Source organism: Stenotrophomonas sp. LC732, assembly GCF_052446685.1.
Classification (GTDB): domain Bacteria; phylum Pseudomonadota; class Gammaproteobacteria; order Xanthomonadales; family Xanthomonadaceae; genus Stenotrophomonas; species Stenotrophomonas muris.
The window spans coordinates 2,072,537-2,094,187 of the sequence record NZ_CP199214.1; the positions used below are offsets into that span (position 1 = coordinate 2,072,537).

General features: G+C 66.4%; 17 protein-coding genes. 14 read left to right on the forward strand and 3 right to left on the reverse strand.

Features of this window, described 5'->3' with window-relative positions:
• Positions 1-6: 6 nt before the first annotated feature.
• Positions 7-1,131, reverse strand: coding sequence for a GNAT family N-acetyltransferase (locus ACT6SE_RS09940; RefSeq protein ID WP_088375552.1), 1,125 nt, complete (start codon positions 1,129-1,131; stop codon positions 7-9).
• Between the two features lie 191 nt (positions 1,132-1,322).
• On the opposite strand from ACT6SE_RS09940, the gene ACT6SE_RS09945 reads away from it, so the two are divergent.
• A complete protein-coding gene (locus ACT6SE_RS09945; RefSeq protein ID WP_049420338.1) occupies positions 1,323-2,885 on the forward strand; it encodes an N-acetylmuramoyl-L-alanine amidase family protein in 1,563 nt (520 codons plus the stop codon).
• Positions 2,886-2,963: 78 nt separating this feature from the next.
• Here ACT6SE_RS09945 and trxB read toward each other — a convergent pair whose 3' ends face one another.
• Positions 2,964-3,935 (reverse strand): thioredoxin-disulfide reductase, encoded by a 972-nt coding sequence (gene trxB, locus ACT6SE_RS09950; protein WP_014647087.1) that lies wholly within the window; start codon positions 3,933-3,935, stop codon positions 2,964-2,966.
• Positions 3,936-4,168: 233 nt separating this feature from the next.
• Here trxB and ACT6SE_RS09955 point away from each other — a divergent pair, with 233 nt between their 5' ends.
• The 5 genes from ACT6SE_RS09955 to ACT6SE_RS09975 all read left to right on the forward strand — a co-directional run bounded on the left by ACT6SE_RS09955 (position 4,169) and on the right by ACT6SE_RS09975 (position 11,627).
• A complete protein-coding gene (locus tag ACT6SE_RS09955) occupies positions 4,169-6,529 on the forward strand; it encodes a DNA translocase FtsK (protein ID WP_014647088.1) in 2,361 nt (786 codons plus the stop codon).
• Between the two features lie 39 nt (positions 6,530-6,568).
• Complete coding sequence (locus ACT6SE_RS09960; RefSeq protein ID WP_014647089.1) at positions 6,569-8,512, forward strand: DUF3857 domain-containing protein; 1,944 nt, start codon at positions 6,569-6,571, stop codon at positions 8,510-8,512.
• Between the two features lie 111 nt (positions 8,513-8,623).
• Positions 8,624-9,262: an outer membrane lipoprotein chaperone LolA gene (gene lolA, locus ACT6SE_RS09965; protein ID WP_005413289.1), complete on the forward strand. Its 639-nt coding sequence runs from the start codon at positions 8,624-8,626 to the stop codon at positions 9,260-9,262.
• Positions 9,263-9,752: 490 nt separating this feature from the next.
• A complete protein-coding gene (locus tag ACT6SE_RS09970) occupies positions 9,753-11,030 on the forward strand; it encodes a replication-associated recombination protein A (protein WP_014037159.1) in 1,278 nt (425 codons plus the stop codon).
• Positions 11,031-11,255: 225 nt separating this feature from the next.
• Positions 11,256-11,627, forward strand: a complete 372-nt coding sequence (locus ACT6SE_RS09975; RefSeq protein WP_014647091.1) for a DUF805 domain-containing protein — start codon at positions 11,256-11,258, stop codon at positions 11,625-11,627.
• Positions 11,628-11,701: 74 nt separating this feature from the next.
• Here the strand turns inward: ACT6SE_RS09975 and ACT6SE_RS09980 are convergent, their stop codons facing one another.
• Positions 11,702-12,076: a hypothetical protein gene (locus ACT6SE_RS09980; protein WP_014647092.1), complete on the reverse strand. Its 375-nt coding sequence runs from the start codon at positions 12,074-12,076 to the stop codon at positions 11,702-11,704.
• Positions 12,077-12,357: 281 nt separating this feature from the next.
• Between ACT6SE_RS09980 and ACT6SE_RS09985 the strand changes: the two genes are divergently transcribed.
• The 8 genes from ACT6SE_RS09985 to ACT6SE_RS10020 all read left to right on the forward strand — a co-directional run bounded on the left by ACT6SE_RS09985 (position 12,358) and on the right by ACT6SE_RS10020 (position 21,612).
• Positions 12,358-13,386: an alpha/beta hydrolase gene (locus ACT6SE_RS09985; protein ID WP_046430481.1), complete on the forward strand. Its 1,029-nt coding sequence runs from the start codon at positions 12,358-12,360 to the stop codon at positions 13,384-13,386.
• 122 nt (positions 13,387-13,508) lie between these two features.
• Positions 13,509-14,885, forward strand: a complete 1,377-nt coding sequence (locus ACT6SE_RS09990) for a YncE family protein (RefSeq protein ID WP_046430484.1) — start codon at positions 13,509-13,511, stop codon at positions 14,883-14,885.
• 51 nt (positions 14,886-14,936) lie between these two features.
• The gene (locus ACT6SE_RS09995) at positions 14,937-15,983 is read left to right on the forward strand and encodes a heme/hemin ABC transporter substrate-binding protein (protein ID WP_032961051.1); all 1,047 of its coding nucleotides are present in this window, start codon (positions 14,937-14,939) and stop codon (positions 15,981-15,983) included.
• Positions 15,980-17,023, forward strand: a complete 1,044-nt coding sequence (locus tag ACT6SE_RS10000) for a FecCD family ABC transporter permease (RefSeq protein WP_046430486.1) — start codon at positions 15,980-15,982, stop codon at positions 17,021-17,023. Before ACT6SE_RS09995 ends, ACT6SE_RS10000 begins: the two co-directional genes overlap by 4 nt.
• A complete protein-coding gene (locus tag ACT6SE_RS10005) occupies positions 17,020-17,781 on the forward strand; it encodes a heme ABC transporter ATP-binding protein (RefSeq protein WP_046430487.1) in 762 nt (253 codons plus the stop codon). Before ACT6SE_RS10000 ends, ACT6SE_RS10005 begins: the two co-directional genes overlap by 4 nt.
• A 63-nt stretch (positions 17,782-17,844) precedes the next feature.
• On the forward strand, positions 17,845-18,594 hold the full coding sequence (locus ACT6SE_RS10010) for a hypothetical protein (protein WP_046430489.1): 750 nt from the start codon (positions 17,845-17,847) through the stop codon (positions 18,592-18,594).
• Between the two features lie 456 nt (positions 18,595-19,050).
• Positions 19,051-21,087 carry an elongation factor G gene (gene fusA, locus ACT6SE_RS10015; protein ID WP_444811150.1) on the forward strand — a complete coding sequence of 679 codons (2,037 nt, stop codon included), beginning with the start codon at positions 19,051-19,053 and terminating at the stop codon, positions 21,085-21,087.
• Between the two features lie 252 nt (positions 21,088-21,339).
• Positions 21,340-21,612, forward strand: coding sequence for a hypothetical protein (locus ACT6SE_RS10020; RefSeq protein WP_005409616.1), 273 nt, complete (start codon positions 21,340-21,342; stop codon positions 21,610-21,612).
• Positions 21,613-21,651: the final 39 nt, after the last annotated feature.

Here is a 21,651-nt window from a genome sequence, read left to right on the forward strand (position 1 = left end):
TCGGCACTACGACTCTACGCGGAACGGCCCATGCCCCTGCAGCTCCTGCTGGTAGCGCCGCACATCGCGCCGTTCCTGCCGGCACCAGTCCTGCAGCGCTTCTGCGAACTCCGCATCAGCCACCCAATGCCGGCTGCGCACCAGCGTCGGCAGGAAGCCCCGCGCGAGCTTGTGCTCGCCCTGTGCGCCCGGTTCGAAACGGGTCAGCCCTTCGCGCAGGCAGTATTCGATGCCCTGGTAGTAGCAGGCTTCGAAGTGCAGGCCGGGCAGGGTGGCGCCGCCCCAGTAGCGGCCGTACAGCGTGTCACCGCCGCGCAGGCAGAGCGCGCCGGCAATCGGCTGGCCTTCCCGCTCGGCCAGGAACAGCACCAGCCCGCGTCCCAATGAAATGGCCAGATGGCGCAGGAAGGGCTCGGTCAGCGCCGGGGCATTGCCGTATTCCAGGAAGGTCTGCAGGTAGAAGCGGTACATCGCCTGCAGGTCGGCGCGACTGGCCTCGTCGCCGTGCACCACGCGGAAGCTGATGCCCTGGCGGGTGACCTTGGCCCGTTCCTGGCGGATGTTCTTGCGGTGCTTGTGGTTCATCGCGCCGAGGAGCTGGTCGAATGTCGCCCAGTCACCCGGGTTCTGCCACTGGAACTGCACGTCCTCGCGCAGCAGCCAGTCATCGCCGAACAGCGCCTCGTCCGCTGCGGCGTGGAAGTTGATATGGGCCGATGACACGGCCAGTGCCGGCAGTGCATCGCGCAACGCCGACAGCAGCGTGGTGCGCTCTGAATCGTGACGGGCCAGCAGGCGCGGCCCGGTGACCGGCGAGTACGGCACCGCGCCCAGCCACTTCGGGTAGTAGTCGCGGCCATGGCGGGCATAGGCGTTGGCCCAGGCATGGTCAAACACGAATTCACCGTGGGAGTTGGTCTTCAGGTAGCCCGGAATTGCGCCGATCAGGCGCTCGCCCTCCCACAGCGTGAAGTGCCGGGGTTGCCAGCCCCAATCCTCGCGCAGGCAGCCGTGCTGTTCCAGGCCTGAGAGGAAGGCGTGGCTGACGAACGGATTCTGGCCGTCGTGCAGGGCATCCCAGTCGGTGGCGGGAATGGACTGCAGGGAGTCGAGGAAGCGGGCGGAGGGCATGGTTGGCAAGGATAGGCCAGGTGGATCACGAACGGTGCTGGCGGAGCTGGGTTGGTTTGTTCCGGTTGGGGGTGAGGAAAGTTTGAATTGTCCATCCGTGTGCGCTTGGTTGCGGAATGCCTGAATGCACAGGGGCAGAGTGAGCTGCGCCGCTGGAGCGGTGCATTCACTCTTTGCATGGAGTAGCCAAAATGAACCAGAAATTTCGCCTTGGATCCCTTTCTGTCCTGCTGTCTCTTCTGGGTGGCGGACTGTTGATAAGCCCCGCGCAGGCCGTTGACGCTCCTCCTGCGGTGGAGCAGGACACTGGGCTCGACATCCTCTTGACCCAGAAGGCGCGCGACATTCTGGAGCGCGTTCGTCTCGTGGATGGCCAGGCACGTAGTCGCCGGGTTGAGGTATCAGCAGATATCGCCAACGGTGTAGTGACCGTGGCGCTGGATCGTGACTTCGTTCCTGCCGATTACGGACCGTCGTTCGAGGATCAGCGAAGCGAGATCAGTTTTGGACTACTGCATTGGGCCGAGCAGGTGGCGCCGTTCAGTCGTGTCGTTTTTCTGTATGACGGGAAAGAGATCGAATACTACTTTCCTGAGATAAAGGCTGCGGACGATGCGGCGCGGAAAGCGGGGGATGCGCTGAGGCGGATGCGTGGAACGCCTGGGTCCGGGATGGCATTTGTCGCAGCCGGCCATGGGTATTTCTACAGCTACAAGGACAACCGGTGGGTGACCTCAAGGGATGAATGGAATGGGGTCTCCGAGGGGTTGTTGACTCCGTCGTACGCTGCGGAGCTGAAGGCGATGATCGAGCAAAGGAGCCAAATGCCTGTCGTCCGTCCGCGCGTTCAGATCACGGGAACGACTCATCCTCCGAGTGGTGAGGAGTGGTGGACCATAGCTGCGCGCTACGCGATTGCCGAGCAGTATCCGGCCGAGACAAAGATATGGAACACGTACGCAGGCAGTACGCTTTGGGATCGGGAGGAGCGTGAAGACATCAACAGTCGGCCGCTTCTCGCAAACCACCACGGAGCTGAGGTAGCGATTCATCTGCACAGCAATGGAGAACCCTCGGGGGCCGCGCGCGGTACTCGTGTGATCGTGCAACCTGGTAGGCCGATGGATGCTGCTCTTGCAGAGAGTGTCCTGTGCTCGATGAAGGAGCTGATTCACTCGCTACCTGAGTATGCGGCATTCACCGTGGCTCCCGCTCCGCACGCGCTGAACAAGGGGGAGAACCGAGAGGCGCACATGCCATCGATCATCGTAGAGACGGCGTTTCACACGAATCCGGATGATGCCAAGGCGCTGCAGGACCCCGTCTTCCGCTCGGCGTCGATGAAAGGGGTGGAGAAGGGCTATCGCCTGTGGGCAACAGGAAAGACGTGTGAGCCGCTGTCCGGGCAGCCGATCGCAGATGTCGACGTTCCATCCGGCGACTCGCGCGAGGTGGACGTGGCGTTTGCGGGCCATCCGCAATTCCCGATCAGCCTGATCACCCGCAATACGCTGTGCCCATCAGGGTGGAACTGCAGCGGACGGACGGTGGTCCTCGATTCGCCTGACCAGCCCAGCAGGATGCAACTCAGCTGCGGTCGCGACAGCGTGGGGACGCTCGGCTGGGAGACGCATGTGTTGGATGCGGATGGGGTCAAGTCGCAGCCCGTGCCTCACACCGTTCGTTGTGTTCCCGATGCGGCCGGCCCTGATCGAAATGGCTTGCCTGAGAATACGGCTGCCGCAGGGATGTAACGAGAAAGGCCGACGCTTTCGCGTCGGCCTTTCTCCTGAGTCGAGCATGGCTCGACTCTACAGAGCATAATCAGCGCTTCAGCTGGCCTTGCCCTGCGCGTCCAGATAGCGCTCGGCGTCCAGTGCGGCCATGCAGCCGAAGCCGGCCGAGGTGATCGCCTGGCGGTAGTGTTGATCGGCCACGTCGCCGGCGGCGAACACGCCTTCCACCGAGGTCTGGGTAGCGTTGCCGCCCAGGCCCGAACGGATTTCCAGGTAGCCGTTGTTCATCGCCAGCTGTCCGTCGAACAGGGTGGTGTTCGGGTGGTGGCCGATGGCCACGAAGAAGCCGTGGGCATCGATGTCGCGGGTGCCGCCGTCCAGGGTGGACTTCACGCGCACGCCGGTCACGCCGGCGTCGTTGCCCAGCACTTCCTCCACCTGGTGGTGCCAGACGGTCTCGATCTTGCCTTCGGCCACCTTCCTGAACAGCTTGTCCTGCATGATCTTCTCCGCCTTCAGGGTGTCGCGGCGGTGGACCAGGTAGACCTTGCGGGCGATGTTGGACAGGTACAGGGCCTCTTCCACGGCGGTGTTGCCGCCGCCGACCACGACCACGTCCTGGTCGCGGTAGAAGAAGCCGTCACAGGTGGCACAGGCGGACACGCCGCGGCCCTTGAACTCGTCTTCGGTCGGGATGCCCAGGTACTTGGCGGTGGCGCCGGTGGCGATGATCAGCGCGTCGCAGGTGTACTCGTGGCTGTCGCCGATCAGCTTGAACGGGCGCTGCGACAGGTCGGCGGTGTGGATGTGGTCGAAGATGACCTCGGTCTCGAAGCGCTCGGCGTGGGCCTGCATGCGCGCCATCAGGTCCGGGCCCATCAGGCCGTGGGCGTCACCCGGCCAGTTGTCCACCTCGGTGGTGGTCATCAGCTGGCCGCCCTGCTGCAGGCCAGTGATGACGACCGGCTTCAGGTTGGCACGGGCGGCGTAGACGGCGGCGGTCCAGCCGGCCGGTCCGGAACCGAGGATGACGAGGCGCTGGTGGCGGGAGGGCAGGCTGGTGCTCATGTAGACTCGCGAAAAGGTAGATGGGACAAGGCGCTGGCGATGTTTGCGCAGCATCCGTGGCTGGTCATAGAGTGGCGGCTGGGGCAGGGCGATTCAAGCCGATGAACAGAACGCCGTCATCCAGCGGTGGTTTCGGCTCTGTCCGGGCCCGGTCAGAAGTCGCATAACTGAAAACTGACGCCGTCTCATTTATTATCAATCACTAACAGCGCATTCCAAAGGTATGGTCTAAGGTGGCGAAGCAGGTCCCTGAACGCTCCAAGTCGGACGACAGCAAGGCGTCACGTCGCACGGCCGCGGCGGCGACGACCGACAATCCACGCCGCCAGCGCCTCTGGCGCGACCTGGGCCTGATCGCGATCGCGCCGGCCCTGCTCTATCTGGCGGCGAGTCTTTTCACCTATTCAGCGACGGATCCGGGCTGGTCGCATACCGGCAGCGTGGTCGCGCCGGTGCACAACCTCGGTGGTCGCGCGGGCGCCTGGATCGCCGACGTGCTGCTGCAGTTGTTCGGCTACATCGCCTTCCTGCTGCCGGTGGTGCTCGGTGCGCTGTCGTGGATTGCCATGTTCGGCCTCAAGCGCGAGAGCAAGGGCGAGAACGACCTGGACCCGGCGCTGCGCCTGGTCGGCCTGGTCGGTTTCCTGATTGCTGGCACCGGCTTCCTGCATGTACGCCTGTTCAGTGGCGATGTCTCCAGCGCCGGCGGCATTCTCGGCAAGCTGGTTGGCAATTCGCTCACGGTGGGCTTCGGTGCGCTGGGCGCGAACCTGTTCGTGCTGGTGCTGCTGCTGGCCTCGATCACCCTGGCCACCGGGCTGTCCTGGTTCACGGTGATGGAAAAGATCGGCCGTGGCGTGATGTCGCTGGCACCGTTGCTGGCGCGCAAGAAGGAAGAAGTCACCGAGTGGCAGCAGACCCGGGTGATGCGCGAGGAGCGCCAGGAAGTGCGCAAGGCCGATGCCGAGGTCCGCGCCAAGCGCGAGCCGGTGAAGATCGAGCCGCGACCGGAACCGGTGATCGAGAAGAGTGACCGGGCCAAGCGCGACACGCAGATCCCGATGTTCCGTGGCGTAAACGGCGACGGCTCGGACCTGCCGCCGTTGGCCCTGCTGGACGACCCCAAGCCGCAGCCGGTGGGCTACGACAAGGAAACCCTGGACGCGCTGTCACGGCAGATCGAGTTCAAGCTGAAGGATTTCCGCATCGACGCCCAGGTGGTCGGCGCCAACCCCGGGCCGGTCATCACCCGCTTCGAGATCGAGCCCGCGCCGGGCATCAAGGTCAGCCAGATCAGTTCGCTGGACAAGGACATCGCGCGCGGCCTGTCGGTGAAGTCGGTGCGCGTGGTCGACGTGATTCCGGGCAAGTCGGTGATCGGCCTGGAAATTCCCAACGTCACCCGCGAGATGATCTACCTGTCCGAGCTGTTGCGCTCGAAGGAATACGACAAGTCGGCCAGCGTGCTGACCCTGGCGCTGGGCAAGGACATTGCAGGGCGCTCGACCGTGGCCGATCTGGCGCGCATGCCGCACCTGCTGGTGGCCGGTACCACCGGTTCGGGCAAGTCGGTGGCGGTCAACGCGATGGTGCTGAGCCTGCTGTTCAAGGCCTCGCCGAAAGATCTGCGGATGCTGATGATCGACCCGAAGATGCTCGAGCTGAGCGTCTATCAGGGCATCCCGCACCTGCTGGCGCCGGTGGTCACCGACATGAAGGAGGCTGCCAACGGCCTGCGCTGGTGCGTGGCCGAGATGGAGCGCCGCTACAAGTTGATGAGCGCGGTGGGCGTGCGCAACCTGGCCGGCTTCAACAAGAAGGTGAAGGAAGCGCAGGATGCCGGCCAGCCGCTGATGGACCCGCTGTTCAAGCCGAACCCGGAGCTGGGCGAGGCGCCGCGTCCATTGGAGACGCTGCCGTTCATCGTCATCTTCATCGACGAATTCGCCGACATGATGATGATCGTCGGCAAGAAGGTGGAAGAGCTGATCGCGCGCCTGGCACAGAAGGCGCGTGCGGCCGGCATCCACCTGATCCTGGCCACGCAGCGCCCGTCGGTGGACGTGATCACCGGCCTGATCAAGGCCAACATCCCGACCCGTATCGCGTTCCAGGTCAGCTCCAAGATCGACTCGCGCACCATCCTCGACCAGTCCGGCGCGGAGACCCTGCTGGGCCACGGCGACATGCTGTACCTGCCGCCGGGCACCGCGCTGCCCGAGCGCGTGCATGGTGCGTTCGTGTCCGATGACGAAGTGCACCGCGTGGTCGAGCACCTCAAGGCGATGGGCCCGGCCGACTATATCGACGGGGTGCTGGACGAGGTGCAGACGATGGGCGACGGCGTGGTCGTCGGTGCCACCGGCCTGCCCGAGACCAGTGCGGCCGGCGACGAGTCCGACCCGCTGTATGACGAAGCGCTGCGGGTGGTCACCGAGACCCGCCGCGCCTCGATTTCCGGCGTGCAGCGCCGGCTGAAGATCGGCTACAACCGTGCAGCGCGACTGATCGAGGCCATGGAAGCGGCCGGCGTGGTCAGCCCGCCCGAGCACAACGGCGACCGCACGGTGCTGGCACCGCCGCCGCCGAAGTAAGGCCCGACGTATCCCCCACGACGTCCAAGGAACCGACGCATGCTTCACCCCGTACCAAGCGCGCTGGCGCTGGCGCTGGCAGCCTTCCTGGCTGCCGGCCCGGCACTGGCAGAAACCGCCACCTCCGCGCCCGCCACGGCGCCGCCTTCCACCAGCGGCGATACCGAAGCCAGCAATAATTTCAGCATTGTCCGTTACCGCGCCGACTACCAGGTGCGGCCGGATGCGGGCAATGTGCAGACCGAAACCTACGAAGTCCTGCTCAAGACCAAGGCTTCCGTCGAGCAGTTCAGCCAGGTGCGGCTGAGCTACAGCGAAAAGATGGAGACGCTGGAAGTGCTCGGTGCCTACACCATCACCGCCGATGGCCAGCGGCGCGACGTGCCGGCCGATCGCATCTACACCCAGGAGAGTTACTCCAGCGCCTCGGCGGCGATGTATGCCGACCGCAAGGTGCGGGTGATCGTGTTCCCGAACCTGGCCCCGGGCACGCGCCTGTACTACCAGGTGCGCCGCACCCAGGCCACGCCGTACTTCCCGGGCTATTTCGGCCTGTGGGAAACCTTCAACGTCTTCACCGAGTACGAAGACGCCGAGGTCACCCTGACTGCGCCGGCCAACCTGCCGATGTTCGTCGACAGCCGCGGCGTGCAGGGCAGCGATCGCCCGACGGTGAAGAACGGCCAGGCGCAGTGGCGCTGGCGCTACCAGCGGCGCGAGGCCATGCCGGCACAGAACTGGTCGGCGGCGGGCTGGGAGTTCGGCCCGAACATCATGGCCAGCACCTATCGTGACTGGTCGCAGATGGGACGCGCCTACCAGCTCAAGGCCGGCCCGGCGGCCGACGTGACCCCGGCGCTGCAGGCGCTGGCTGATGAGATCACCGCTGGCATCAGCGACCGGCGCGAGCAGGCCGACGCGCTGTACCGCTGGGTGGCGCAGAACATCCGCTATGTGGCGGTGTACCTGGGCAATGGCGGCCTGGAGCCGAACAGCGCGCAGAGCATCCTCGACAACCACTATGGTGACTGCAAGGACCATGTGACGATCCTCGAGGCATTGCTGGCAGCCAAGGGCATCGCCAGCTCGCCGGTGCTGATCGGTGCCGGCGGTGGCCCGACGCTGCCGAAGATTCCGGTGCTGGGCCGCTTCAACCACGCCATCACCTACATCCCCGAGTTCGATCTGTACCTTGATTCGACCACCGCGTGGGCCCGCTTCGGGCAGCTGCCGGAAGGCGACCTCGGCGCACCGGTGATGCGTACCCGCGACGCCTCGTTGGCGCGCACCCCGGCCAACACGCCAGAGCGCAACGCCACCTCGATGGAGGTGCGTTTCACCTTCGACGCCAACGGCAACCTGCGCGGCGAGACCATTCCGAAGCTTGGCGAGAACGCCGAGATCGGCATGCGCGCCCAGTTCTCCCAGCTCAACGCGCAGAATCGTGCGCGCGCCGAGGAGCAGATCATGGCCGCGTCCGGTTTCGACGGGCGAGGGCAGCTGCAGATCCAGGGCGTGCCGGTCGACCTGACCCGGCCGTTCGGCTATCGCATGGCCTTCCAGGCCGAGGACTACGCCGACTTCAGCGTGGCCGGCGGCATGGCCGTGCCGGATCCGCCGGGCGGCGAGTCGGTGCGTGGCCTGTACGCCACCGCTTCTGCGCCGGCCAACGAGACGCCGTTCTACTGCAATGCCAGCCTGCGCGAGGAAACCTATCGCCTGCAGTTCCCGGCCAATGCGCCGATCATCGCCATCCCGGCCAACCAGCGTTTCACCAACGCCGCTGGCGAGTACCGCGTGGACTGGAGCCGCGAGGGGCAGGACGTGATCGTGCGCCATCGCTTGCAGCAGAACGCGGTGCGTGGTCCGGAGGCGCTGTGCCAGCCGCAGGACTACACCGCGTTCCGCGCGTTGTATCGCGAAGTGCGGCGTGGCTTCCGTGGCCAGGTGCTGTACGGCAAGCTGCCGGGCTCGGGCGGCTGAATCGCCGATGGACGTTCAGGGCGGCATAATGTCGCCCTGATCGCCCATTCATCTTTCCCCGGGCACACTGGCAACCACCTTTCCTGGCGCCCGCGCCCACAGGATTCCCGCATGAACTTCCGCTTCCGTCGTTTCCTTGCCACCACCACCCTGGCCGTGGCCTGCGCCGCCGCCGGCAGCGCCTGGGCAGGCGCCCGCGATGACCTGAAGACCTTCACCAGTGGTCTGAAGGGCCTGGATGGCCAGTTCAGCCAGCAGGTGTTCGACAGCCGCGGCAAGGTGAAGGAATCGACCAGTGGCCGCGTGGCCCTGTCGGCGCCGCGCCTGTTCCGCTGGGAATACGTGCGCCCGCACGAGCAGTTGATCGTGGCCGACGGCAAGAAGGTCTGGATGTACGAACCGGACCTGGAGCAGGCCACCGTGCGTGAGCAGGGCAAGGAAGAGCAGAACAGCCCGCTGACCGCGCTGATCAACCCGGCACTGCTGGAACAGCAGTACGACGTCAGTGAAGAGGCTGCGCAGCGCGACGGCCTGCAGTGGCTGTCGCTGTCGCCGAAGCGCGAGACCGAAGCCAGCTTCCAGTACGCTGCGCTGGGCTTCAATGCCCAGGGCCTGGCCAAGATGGAAATCACCGATGCGGTTGGCCAGCGCACCGTGATCAGCTTCAGCGGCTGGAAGCGCAACCCGGGCTTTGCCGCCGGTACCTTCAGCTTCACCCCGCCAAAGGGCACCGACGTCATCGGTAATTGACCTGTGGGCGGAGGCGCTTTGGTGGGTGTCAACCTTGGTTGACACGCTTTTGATCTGCCGGCCAGCGGCCGGCACTACCGATCCTGTGGCCTGATCTGCCGGGCAGGGTTCGGTGCTGTCTGCTCTGGCGGGTGTCAACCGGCACCGTCATGGTGAGTGTCAACCTTGGTTGACACGCTCTTGATCTGCCGGCCAGCGGCCGGCACTACCACCCGTGCGGCCTGATCGCCGGCATGGCCCGGCGCTTTCTGCTCTGGTGGGTTTCAACCGGGACCGCCTTGGTGGGTGTCAACCGTTGGTTGGCACGCTTGGGATCTGCCGGCCAGCGGCCGGCACTACCAGACATCGCGTCCCGCCGCCGGGCACGGCCCGGCGCTACCGTTGGGCGGCGCGGTACAATGACCGGGTGGCAAGACATCGTTCAACTTCCTTCCCTGGTCCCGATCTGCTGAGCGTCGATCGGGAACACCTGCGCCCGCTGGCCGAGCGCATGCGTCCGCGCACTCTCGACGAAATGGTTGGGCAGAAGCGCCTGCTGGCGCCGGACAGCGCGCTGCGTCGCGCGGTCGAATCCGGTCGCGTGCATTCAATGATCCTGTGGGGGCCACCGGGCTGCGGCAAGACCACGCTGGCGCTGTTGCTGGCCGAATACTCCGACGCAGAATTCCGTGCCATCTCCGCCGTCCTCTCCGGCCTGCCGGAGGTGCGCCAGGTGTTGGCCGAGGCCGCGCAGCGTTTCGCCGAAGGCCGGCGCACCGTGCTGTTCGTGGATGAGGTGCATCGCTTCAACAAGGCGCAGCAGGATGCGTTCCTGCCGCATATCGAGCGCGGCACCATCCTGTTCGTCGGTGCCACCACCGAGAATCCGTCGTTCGAGTTGAATTCCGCATTGCTGTCGCGTTGCCGCGTGCATGTCCTGGAAGGCGTTTCGCCCACCGACATCGTCGAGGCGCTGGAACGTGCGCTGGGTGATCGCGAGCGCGGCCTGGGCGAAGAGGGTATCGAGGTCGCCCCCGAACTGCTTCTGGAAATCGCCACCGCTGCCGATGGTGATGTGCGCCGTGCGCTGACCCTGTTGGAGATCGCCGCGGAACTGGCGGGCGGGGAGGGGGGACGCATCACGCCGCAGACCCTGACCCAGGTGCTGGCCGATCGCACCCGTCGCTTCGACAAGGGCGGCGAGCAGTTCTACGACCAGATCTCGGCGCTGCACAAGTCGGTACGCAGCTCCAACCCGGATGCCGCGCTGTACTGGCTGACCCGCATGCTCGATGGTGGCTGCGACCCGTCCTACCTGGCGCGCCGGCTGACCCGCATGGCCATCGAGGATATCGGCCTGGCCGATCCGCGCGCGCAGAGCATGGCGCTGGAAGCCTGGGACATCTACGAGCGGCTGGGCAGCCCGGAAGGCGAGCTGGCATTCGCGCAGCTGGTGCTTTACCTGGCCAGCACTGCCAAGTCGAACGCCGGCTATGCGGCCTTCAATCAGGCCAAGGCCGACGTGCGCGAGAGCGGCACCGAAGAAGTGCCGCTGCACCTGCGTAATGCGCCGACCAAGCTGATGAAGGAGCTCGGCTACGGCGCCGAGTACCAGTACGACCATGACGCCGAGGGTGGCATCGCGCTGGACCAGACGGGTTTCCCGGATGCGATGGGCGAACGGGTGTACTACAACCCGGTGCCGCGTGGCCTGGAAATCAAGCTGAAGGAAAAGCTGGACCGGCTGCGTGCCGAGCGCGAAGCGGCGAGGGCGGCAAAGGGTCGCTGACCCGGTTTATGTAGCGTCGAGCCGCGCTCGACTCCGCTCTGGACCAGGCCAGCAGCGCCTGCGGCAACGGCAGCCGAGCATGGGCTCGGCTCTACAGGGCCAACGGCAGCCGAGCATGGGCTCGGCTCTACAGGGCCAATGGCAGCCGAGCATGGCTCGGCTCCACATTGTTCCCGGCGCCGGTCTTTGGCACACTGCGCGGCCACTTTTTCAAGGATTGATGCCGTGCAGGAAATGATTCTGCCGTTGAAGCGCTACGCCCAGTTCGAGGGGCGTGCCAACCGTCGTGAGTACTGGATGTTCCAGCTGTTCATGCTGATCGTCTCCGCCGTCCTGATGGTGCCGCTCGTTGCCGGGCTGGTGATGCAGTCCGACGTCCTGGGCATCGCGTCGATCATCCTGTTTGTCGTGTTCTGGCTGGCCACGTTCGTGCCGGTCATCGCCGTCACCGTGCGCCGCCTGCACGACTGCAACCAGTCGGGCTGGATGTACCTGCTGGCCTTCGTTCCGTTCGGCGGCCTGGTGATCTTCGTGTTCGCGCTGCTGCCGGGCACGCCGCAGGAAAATGCTTATGGTCCGGTGCCTTCGGGGCCGTGACATTCCGCGAGTCGGGCATGGCTCGACTCCACAAGAGGCAAAGAAAAGAAGCCGGCATTTCGCCGGCTTCGTCTTCACTTGATGGTGCAGTCGCCGAAGGACAGGTAGTCCGTGCCGGAACTGAACTGCAGCGTGCAGCTGGCGGTGAACGTCGCGCCTTCTTCCAGTGCGCCCAGCTTGGCCGCCTGCTGTTCGTCGTCGCTGGTCAGTCGGGCCAGGACATTGCCCTGGTCGTCGCCGGCCTCGATCAGCGGCTCTCCCGCCAGGTTGCTGGAAACGCTCAGGGCTACGGCGGTGAATGTCACCGTCTGGTTGAGTTGGTCCATGCCCAGTGACGAATTGCCGGCTTCTTCAAAGGCCTGGTAGAGCGTTGGCAGGTCCTGTGCGGCATGGGCGGCCAGCGGCGCAAGCAGGCCGAGGGAGAGGGCGATCAGGGTGGTGTGCTTCAAGGGAGTCTCACAATCATGGGATCCAATCCCATGCCGGTTGTGTGCAGATGAACGCGACCCGGATGGCGGCAAGTGCCCGCCATCCATGGCTGCGCTGGAAGCGGGGCGATCCAATGCCCCGATGGGCGGCAAAATAGGGGAATTGCTGCCCCTTGCGCAACCCGGGCATGCGCGCGCGTGATACACAGCGTGACGCTTGATCGATGTGATAATCATTCGCGTTTAAGGTAGACTGCGGTCCCTTGTGAACCGGCGGCCCTGGGCCGCTTCTGCCGCCGCTGATGAAGCACTTTGTTCCGCCTTCGCGCCGTGGTCCGCTGGCCCGCGGCCTGGCCGCCTTGATGATGGGTCTGCTCCTGGCCACCCCATATGCCCATGCACAGCAGCGCAACCCGCTGCAGAAGATCGGCCGCACCGTGCTCGACGAGCCGGCGGCCAGCTATCGCTTCGAGCATTTCGTGGTGGACAGCCCGGACCAGCAGCGCCGTTGGCGGGTGAACCTGGCGATCCCGGCCAAGGCCGGCAAGGTGTCCTCTCCGGTGCTGTACGCGCTGGACGGCAACGCCGTCGCGATGGTCCTGGATCAGCCGTTGCTGGCCGAGCTGGCCGCGCGCAAGGCGCCGCCGGTGCTGGTGCTGATCGGCTACGACAACGACCTGCGCATCGATTCCAAGGCGCGCACCCGCGACTACACCGCGTGGATCGACCGCGCCGACGATGAGAGCGGTACGACCCAGGCGGTCGGCGGTGGGGCTGCCGCGTTCCTGGATGTGATCGAGCGCCGCATCAAGCCGGAAGTGGAGCGTCGCGCACGCATCGACACGCAGCAGCAAGCGCTGTGGGGCCACTCACTGGGTGGATTGTTCGTGCTCAATGCGCTGTACACGCGTCCGGCCGCCTTCCAGTCCTATCTGGCCGCCAGCCCGTCGCTGTGGTGGAGCCAGGGTGCGGCGCTGGGGGATCCGGAACAACAGTTCGTGCAGAACGTGCACGGCCAACCGGCAAGGCTCTGGCTGATGCTGGGCGGTGCCGAGCGTGTCGGTGATCGCGGCAAGCGCGACATGAACAATCCGCGCGTGGTCGCGCACCTGCGCCGCATCGGTGGCGCCACCCCGGATGCGGCGATGCAGCTGTCCGAGCGCTTGGGCAAAGTGCCGGGCCTGAGCGTGCAGTACCGCGAGTTCCCCGGCCTTGGCCACGGCCCGATGCTGCCGGCGTCCTTCCATGCGGCGCTGCATGAGCTGTACGGCGTGACCGATCGCAGCGCCGGCGATGGCGCGCCCAATGGCGGTGACAACGCCGCCGAATGAATCCCTTCGCACGCGCTGCCGTGCGACCCCACTACCCAGGCGAGGCTGCCGACGTGCAGCGGCCCAGGCAACCGATGACCCCCGCGCCACGTGGCGCGGCCTACGTGTGCAAGGAGCCTGCCATGTCGTTCCGTCCGTCTCTCCGTCTTACCTCTCTCGCTGCCGGCCTGCTGCTGGCAGTGACCGCCACCGCGCAGCCGGTGTTCGACCAGCCGGCCAACGCCACCTTCAAGGGTGAGGTCGTCTCACGCGGTGAGAACGTGGTTCCCGGCAGCACCGCCGACGTGGTCGGCCGTGGTTTCGTGCCGGGCCAGAAGGTCAGCCTGCTGCGTGGCGACAGCGTGCTCAACGCACAGCCGGTGGTGGTCGATGCCGATGGCAACTTCAAGACCCAGCTGAGCATTCCGGCCGACGCGGTGCCGGGCACCCACCCGGTGGTGGTGCGCGCCAGCCAGCCGGCTGCGGCCACGGTGCTGAAGCTGCGCGTGTCGCCGCAGTTGCCGCTGTCCGGCCAGGCGCAGTTCGCCACCCGGTCCAGCAAGCTGGTGCCGGGCCTGTACCAGTCCGCCTACAGTGCCGCCAGCAACGCAGTGTTCGTGACCTCGGCGGTGGGTCGCCCGCCGGTGACCCAGTCGCAGCTGCTGAAGCTGGACCCCACGTCGCTGAAGGTGACCAGGGCGATCACCCCGGCGCAGGTGCCGGGCAGCACCAATGGTGCGGTGTACGCGGTCTACGGCGTGGGCGTGGATGACACCAACGGCAATGTCTGGGTGACCAACACCCGCCAGAACTCGATCGCGGTCTACCGGCAGAAGGACCTGTCGCTTGTCCACCAGTTCCCGGCCGACACTGTGCCGCACGCGCGCGACGTGGTGGTCGATGGCACCCGCGGCAAGGTGTTCGCCTCGGCAACGGGCGAGGACCACCTGTCGGTGTTCGACGCCAGGACCTTCAAGGAGCTGCCGGCAGTGACGCTGGAATCCGGCGTGGATGACGGCACGTTCACACCGATGAGCCTGGTGCTGGACGAGAAGGGCGGCAAGCTGTTCACCGTCAGCATCGGCACCCCGGAAGCGGCGGTGATCGATGTGGCCAGCGGCAAGGTCGAGAAGGTCATCGATCTGGGTAATTCGATCAGTGCCTCGGGCGTGGCCTTCGATGCGGCACGCAACCGCCTGTACGTCGCCTCGCAGGGCACCGACAACCTGCTGATCGTCGACGTGGCTGCTGGCAAGGTGCTGCATGACGTGCCGGTCGGCGCCGGTGCGCTGAACGTCGCCTTCGATGATGCCTCCGGCCTGGCCTATGTCAGCAACCGTGGCGCTGGCACGGTCACCGTGGTGAATGGTGACGGCAAGGTGGTCGCCAATCTTGATGGCGGCACGCTGCCGAACCACGTCCGCGCCGATGGCAAGGGCAACGTGTTCGCGGTGAACAAGTCGCGCGGCGCTGAGGACCCGAAGGGTGACCGCATCACCCGCATCACCCCGAAGCAGTAAGTCACACGGTGGGGCGGCGTGCGCGCCGCCCTGCCAGCAAGGAGAACGAGCATGAACATCGCGTCCCGTCTGCGCCTGTGTGCGCTTCCGTTGGCTGTTTCGCTGGTACTGGCCGCCTGTGGCGGCGCGTCGACACCGCCTGATGGCCAGAAGGCCGCCGAGCCGCCCGCCGCACCGGCCGCTGCCGAAACCGCGTTGCCGGCAGGCTGGCAGCGCGTGGCCGGTGCCGAGCTGCCGGCCGTGCATGACCAGAAGGCGATGCTGCCGGCCAAGGTGCATTCCGATGACGGCGCCGATATCGAGGTGACCGATACCAGCCGGATCATTGCCGGTGGCGACGACGTCATCGCGGTGATCGAAGCACTGGGGCTGGGCACGCAGGTATTCGCCGCGCCGACCAACACCACCACCCAGGCCGGCCTGGCCGCGCCGCACCAGTTCCTGTTCAACCGCACCACCGGCGTGGAGGGCGTGCTGAGCCTGCAGGGCTCGCTGTTCCTCGGCAACAGCCTGCGCCGCCACACCGAGCTGGCCAAAAAGCTGCGCGAAGTCGGTGAGCCGGCGGTGGTCATCGATGATCTGCAGCCGGCCCCGGACAAGGTGCGCAAGGTCGCCGCCGCACTAGGGCTGGCCGAAGCGGGGCAAACATTGGCCACGCAGGTGCAGCGCCAGCTCGACGAGGCTGCAGCGATTGGCAAGGGCCTGGGCCATGCGCCACGACTGATCCACGTATCGGCCACCGGCGCTGGCGGCTCGCCCACTGTTGCCGGTGCCGACAGCGCGTCAGCGCAGCTGATCGCGCTGGCCGGCGGCATCAACATCGGCACCGAGGCCGGGGTGAAGAACTACTCGCAGCTGAGCAACGAGGGGGTGGTCGCCGCGGCACCGGAGGTGATCCTGGTGACCGAGCATGACCTGCGGCTGTTCGGCGGTGCCGAAGGCCTGTGGAAGGCGTACCCGACGCTGAAGCAGACGCCGGCCGGGCAGGCCAATCGGGTCTGGGTGATGCCGGATGTGCAGCTGAAGTACACCAGCGTGGGTTCTGGTGCGGGCGCGCTGGCGCTGGCCAAGGCCCTGGCAGCCTTGCCGAAGGCATGAGTCCGGCGGATCGGCGCCGCCGTCGCGGGCGGACGATGTTGATGGTGGCGTTGCTGGCACTGCTGGGGGCAGTGCTGGCGTCGTTCGCCGTGGGTCCGTTGCGGTTGCCGCCGCTGGAGGTGATGCAGGCGCTTGCGGTGAAGCTGGGCCTGCTTGACCCAGGGGCAGTCAGCAGCCGTGACCTGGCCGTGGTCTGGCAGCTGCGCATTCCGCGCGCCCTGTTGGGCGCGATGGTCGGTGCGTCGCTGGCGATGGCCGGTGCCAGCCTGCAGGGCCTGTTTGGCAATCCGCTGGCCGACCCCGGCATCGTCGGTGTCAGCCAGGGTGCTGCGCTGGGTGCGGTGGCTGCCATTGTTCTCGGCGCTGCCGGTGCGGCCGGCTGGCTGGTGCCGGTGGCAGCCTTCGTCGGCGGCGCGCTGGCGATCGGCCTGACCTATGCGCTGGCCCGGCCCGGCAAAGGCAGTGGGAATGCCACGCTGCTGCTGGTCGGCATCGCGATGGCCGCGTTCTGCTCGGCGCTGATCGGTTTCCTTACTTACATCGCCAGCGAAAGCGAGCTGCAGTCGCTGGTGTTCTGGCAGATGGGCTCGCTGGCGCGCGCCAACTGGGCCGACGTGGCCGCGGTGGTGCCGCTGTTTGCGCTCGGCGTGTTTGCGCTGCAGCGACTGGCCACGCCGCTGGACATGCTGGCGCTGGGTGAGCGCCAGGCGCAGCACCTGGGGCTGGACGTGACCCGTACGCGGCGTCGCCTGGTCGCGTTCAGTGCGCTGCTGGTGGGCGCAGCGGTGGCGTTCGCGGGCTCGATCAGCTTCGTCGGCCTGGTGGTGCCGCACGTGGCGCGACTGCTGGTCGGCCCGGGTCATCGCTGGCTGCTGCCGTTGTCCGGGCTGCTCGGTGCGCTGCTGATCGTGGTGGCCGACACCGCCGCACGCACGCTCGATCCACCTGCGGAGATTCCGCTGGGCCTGTTCTCGGCCGCGCTGGGTGCGCCGTTCTTCCTGTGGCTGGTGCTGCAGCAGCGCCGCAAGGCGGCGCCATGAGCGTGCTGCTGAAACTGCACCAGGTGGTGGTGCGCCGCCAGCAGCGCGAGATCCTGCATGGCATCTCGCTGGCGTTCGAGCCGGGCACGGTGACCGCGCTGGTTGGCCCGAACGGCGCGGGCAAGTCTACGTTGCTGGCGGTGGCGGCCGGTGACCTGCGCGCCGATGCGGGGGAGGTGAGCCTGCTGGGCAAGCCGTTGGCCAGTTACAAGGCGGGGCCGCTGGCACGCGAGCGCGCGGTGATGCCGCAGGAACATGGCGTGCGCTTCGCCTTCAGCGTGGAAGAAGTGGTGGCGATGGGACGGTTGCCGCATTCGCCGGATCCGCGTGTGGACGATGCACGGGTGGAAGCTGCCATCGATGCCGCCGAACTGCAGGCGCTACGCCTGCGCGAAGTGCAGCAGCTGTCCGGTGGCGAGTCCGCCCGGACCACGTTCGCGCGCGTGCTGGCGCAGGACACGCCGCTGCTGTTGCTTGATGAACCGACCGCGGCGCTGGATCTGCGCCACCAGGAGCGTACGTTGCGCAGTGTGCGTGCCTGTGCCGAAGCCGGTGCGTGCGTGATCGTGGTGCTGCACGATCTGAACCTGGCCGCCGGCTATGCCGACCGCATCGTGCTGCTGGAGCAGGGCAGGGTGGCGGCCGATGGCACGCCGCTGCAGGTACTCACCGAAGACAACCTGCAGCGGGTCTATCAGCAGGATGTGGTGGTGCTGGAGCATCCGCGGCGCGGGGTGCCGTTGGTGGTGGTGACGTAGTCCGGATCTGCTGCCGTCGCCGCGTATCATGTCTGACCGGTATTCCCTCAATGGACTGATGCAATGATCTGTAGCATTTCGCGCGGCACGCTGCTGGCCGTGTTGGTTGGCTTCGCAGGCGCTGCGACTGCGGCTTCCACCTCTCCGGTTTCGCTGACCGATGCGGCGGAGAATGCCTCGCTGATCGAGATACGGCATTCCGCTGGCGCGGGTTCCCCTGTTGCGTCCATCCGGACGCAGTACTTCGCCAGCGAGGAAATGTCCGTGAGTTGGGATGACCAGCGGGTGCTGGTGCTTTGCAAGGAGGCGGCATACCTGCAGATTCCCCCTGCCAAGCTCAAGGCCGCCGCGTTGAGCACCGAGCAGCGGCAGATGATCGTCTACCAGGCGCTGATGTCCGGCCTGGGTGCTGTCGCGGGCGTGGTCGGGCCGGCGGGCGAGGTGGTGGCTGTGGCGGATGACGGAAGCGAGACCCGCAGCATTGGTGAAAGCCATTGGGCGTACGGTATCGAGCGCTACGACGTCACCACCCAGCGCATGCCGGGCGGCGCGCTGCGTGTGCATTCCCGCAAGACCGAGACCGTGAACACGACGCCCCCGGCGAGCCCGGACGACACGTTCAGCACCGAGGATGACCAGGCGGCACGCCTGTCCGAACTGGCGCCGGTGGGGAGCTGGACCGAGGTGCTGATCCATGGTGGCCCGCGGCTGCCGCACATTGACCCGGCGACGTCGCTGAAGGGGTGGATTCCGATGGGGGATGACCAGGCGGCGACCGTGGCCGAGGCGCGCACGCTGCACGGCTGCAAGTAAAGGCTGAGAGGTCAGAACCCTTTGCCCAGGGGAAAGAGATCTGACCCCGATCATTGTCGGCCTCATCGTTCCATTTATGTTTGCAATATTCACTTGCGCGCCAGATTGGCAGGTCTAGAATGCGCCCCATGAATCGGATGCCGCTCCTGAAGTTTTTCACCCTGACCCGCGCCAACGCGGAACGGGCGTGTCTGCCTGGAGCCCCACGAGGCCGTTGAAGCGGCCATCGCTGGACCTTCGACAGAGCGCCCCCCGGGGCGCTCTTTTTGTTTTTGTTTTTTTTTGTTAGTCGACTAACAGTCGACTCTACCCAGTCGACGCTACCCAGCCGACGCTACCCAGTACCGCAAAGGAGAACGTGCCATGCACCAGATCGCCGAGACTGAACGCTAGCCGCGCACCCTGTCGCCAACCGGGGGGCGCGGCCCCTGAAGTTGGCCTTGCAGGAATCTCTTTATGAACACCCAAGTCCTTTCCCGTCGTCGCAACCTTGGCATCATTGCCCACATCGACGCCGGCAAGACCACGCTGACCGAACGCCTGCTGTGGAAAAGCGGCGAGATCCACCGCGTCGGTGAAGTGCACGACGGCAACGCGACCACCGATTTCTCGGCGATCGAACGCGAACGCGGCATCACCATCGGCGCTGCCGCCGTGCAGGCGCAGTGGGCGCCGCGCGACCTGCCGCCGCATCGGCTGACCCTGATCGACACCCCTGGCCACATCGACTTCGCCATCGAGGTCGAGCGTTCATTGCGCGTGCTCGACGGCGCTGTGGCCGTGTTCTCGGCCGTGGATGGCGTGCAGCCGCAGTCCGAAACCGTGTGGCGCCAGGCGCGTCGCCACCGCGTGCCGTTGATCGCTTTCGTCAACAAGATGGACCGCGTCGGCGCTTCGTTCGAGCGCGTGCTGGAGCAGCTGCAGGACAAACTGCGGGCGCGGCCGTGGGCGCTGGGCGTGCCGTTGGGCAGCGAAAGTGGCTTCAACGGCTGGGTCGATCTGGTCGATGAGCGCGTGCTGCAGTGGCAGGATGGTGCCGCAACCACGGTGACCCCGTGGGACCAAGCGGCGCGGGCCCAGTGGCAAGCCCAACGCGATGCGCTGGTCGAGGCCGTGGCCGATCACGATGAGCAACTGGCCGATGCCTGGCTGGAAGGTCGCGTGATCGATGCCGGGCAGCTGCGCGCGGCGATCCGCCGGGCGACGCTGGCGGGTGCGGGCGTGCCCGTGCTGGCCGGTGCTGCGTTCAAGGACAAGGGTATCGAGACGCTGCTGGACGCCGTGGTCGATTACCTGCCGTCGCCGCTGGATCGCCCTGCCGTCAGCGCCGAAAGCGATGAGGGCGAGGTCGTGCTGCCGCCGGACCCGGACGGTCCGCTGGCCGGCCTGCTGTTCAAGATCACCCACCAGCAGCACGGCGCGTTGAGCTTCGTGCGGCTGTACTCGGGCACCTTGAAGGTGGGTGATGCGGTGTCCAGTTCGCAGCATCCGCAGGGGCGGCGTGTCAGTCGCCTGGTGCGGGTGCAGGCCGACCAGACCCACGACATCGAACAGGCCGTGGCCGGTGACATCGTTGCAGTGCTGGGCTGGAAGGATGCGGTCAGTGGTGAAACGCTGAGCGGTCGTGCGCAGCCGCTGCGCCTGGAGAACATCCAGGCACAGGCACCGGTGCTGGCGTGGCGGTTGGAGCCGGCGCGTGCGGCCGACCTGATCCGGATGGCACAGGGTTTGGCCAGCCTGGCCCAGGAAGATCCCTCGTTCCGCGTCGAAACCGATCGCGACACGGCGGAGACCCTGGTCTGGGGCATGGGCGAACTGCACCTGGAGGTGATGGTCGAGCGCCTGCGCAGCGAATGGAAGGTCGACGTAGGCGTAGGTGCGCCGCGCGTGGCCTACCAGGAGACGCCGATGCGTGCGATGACCGGCGTCGTCGGGCGGCTGGTCAAGCAGACCGGCGGCCAGGGCCAGTTCGCGCACGTGGTGCTGGATGTATCGCCGCGCGAGGACGACCAGGTCGTATTCAACGACCGCATCGTCGGTGGCGTGGTGCCGCGCAGCTTCATCGCGGCGGTGGAGAAAGGTGTGCGTGCTGCGCTGTCGGAAGGCCCCCAGGGCCATCCGGTGGTCGGCATCGAGGTCAGTCTTGTCGATGGCCAGACCCATGCCAAGGACTCCTCGGAGATGGCGTTCCATCGCGCAGGCGCCGAGGCGATCAAGGCGGCGCTGGCCGAAGGCGGCACGCAGCTGCTGGAGCCGGTGATGGCGGTGACGGTGCATTCGCCGTCAGCGTCGGTGGGTGATGTGGTCGGCGACCTCAACCGCCGCCATGGTCGCATTGCCCGCATCGACGATCAGGATGGTCGCGCCGAGGTCAGTGGCTTCGCACCACTGGCGCAGCTGGTGGGCTATACCACCTCGCTGCGTTCGCTCAGCCAGGGGCGGGCCAGCAGCGAGGCGCACCTGCATGGCTACGAGCCGGTGCGCGCTGCATGAAGAAGGTGAGGGGAGCCCGTTCGCGGGCTCCCTTTTTTGTGGGTTCGGGTTTCCGCATCCATGCATGGCGTGGATCTACCGGGTGATCGGGTCGCGAGCTCTGCACTAGATCCACGCCATGCGTGGCTGGGGCCCTCGCGATGCGTTTTTTTGCATTGCGATGCAACAAAACTGCAGAAAAAGCTGGATTAAAGTGATGCCTCACGATAAATTGCGCACCCCCCGTTGCTCGCCGCCGCCCGCACCCCTCTCATGCGTGATGACAAAGACCCCGGAACCCTGGAGCTGACCCTGCCGCGCAAGCGCGGTCGTCCGCCCAAGTTCGGGTATGCGATGAGCGATGCGCAGCGGGCCGCACGCTATCGTGCGCGCCGGGCAGGGCAGGCCAACCACGCCGATGTGCGCTCCTGCAGCGACATGGTGCTGCTGGACAAGATCCGTGCAGCGGTGAGCGCGCGCGACACCGAACTGGCCGGATTCCTGGTCCACGTGCTCTGGCAGCGCTACCCCCTGCAGCTGAAATAGTTCGCTGGCGGGGTGGCCGTTGTCATCGAGCTTGTTGAT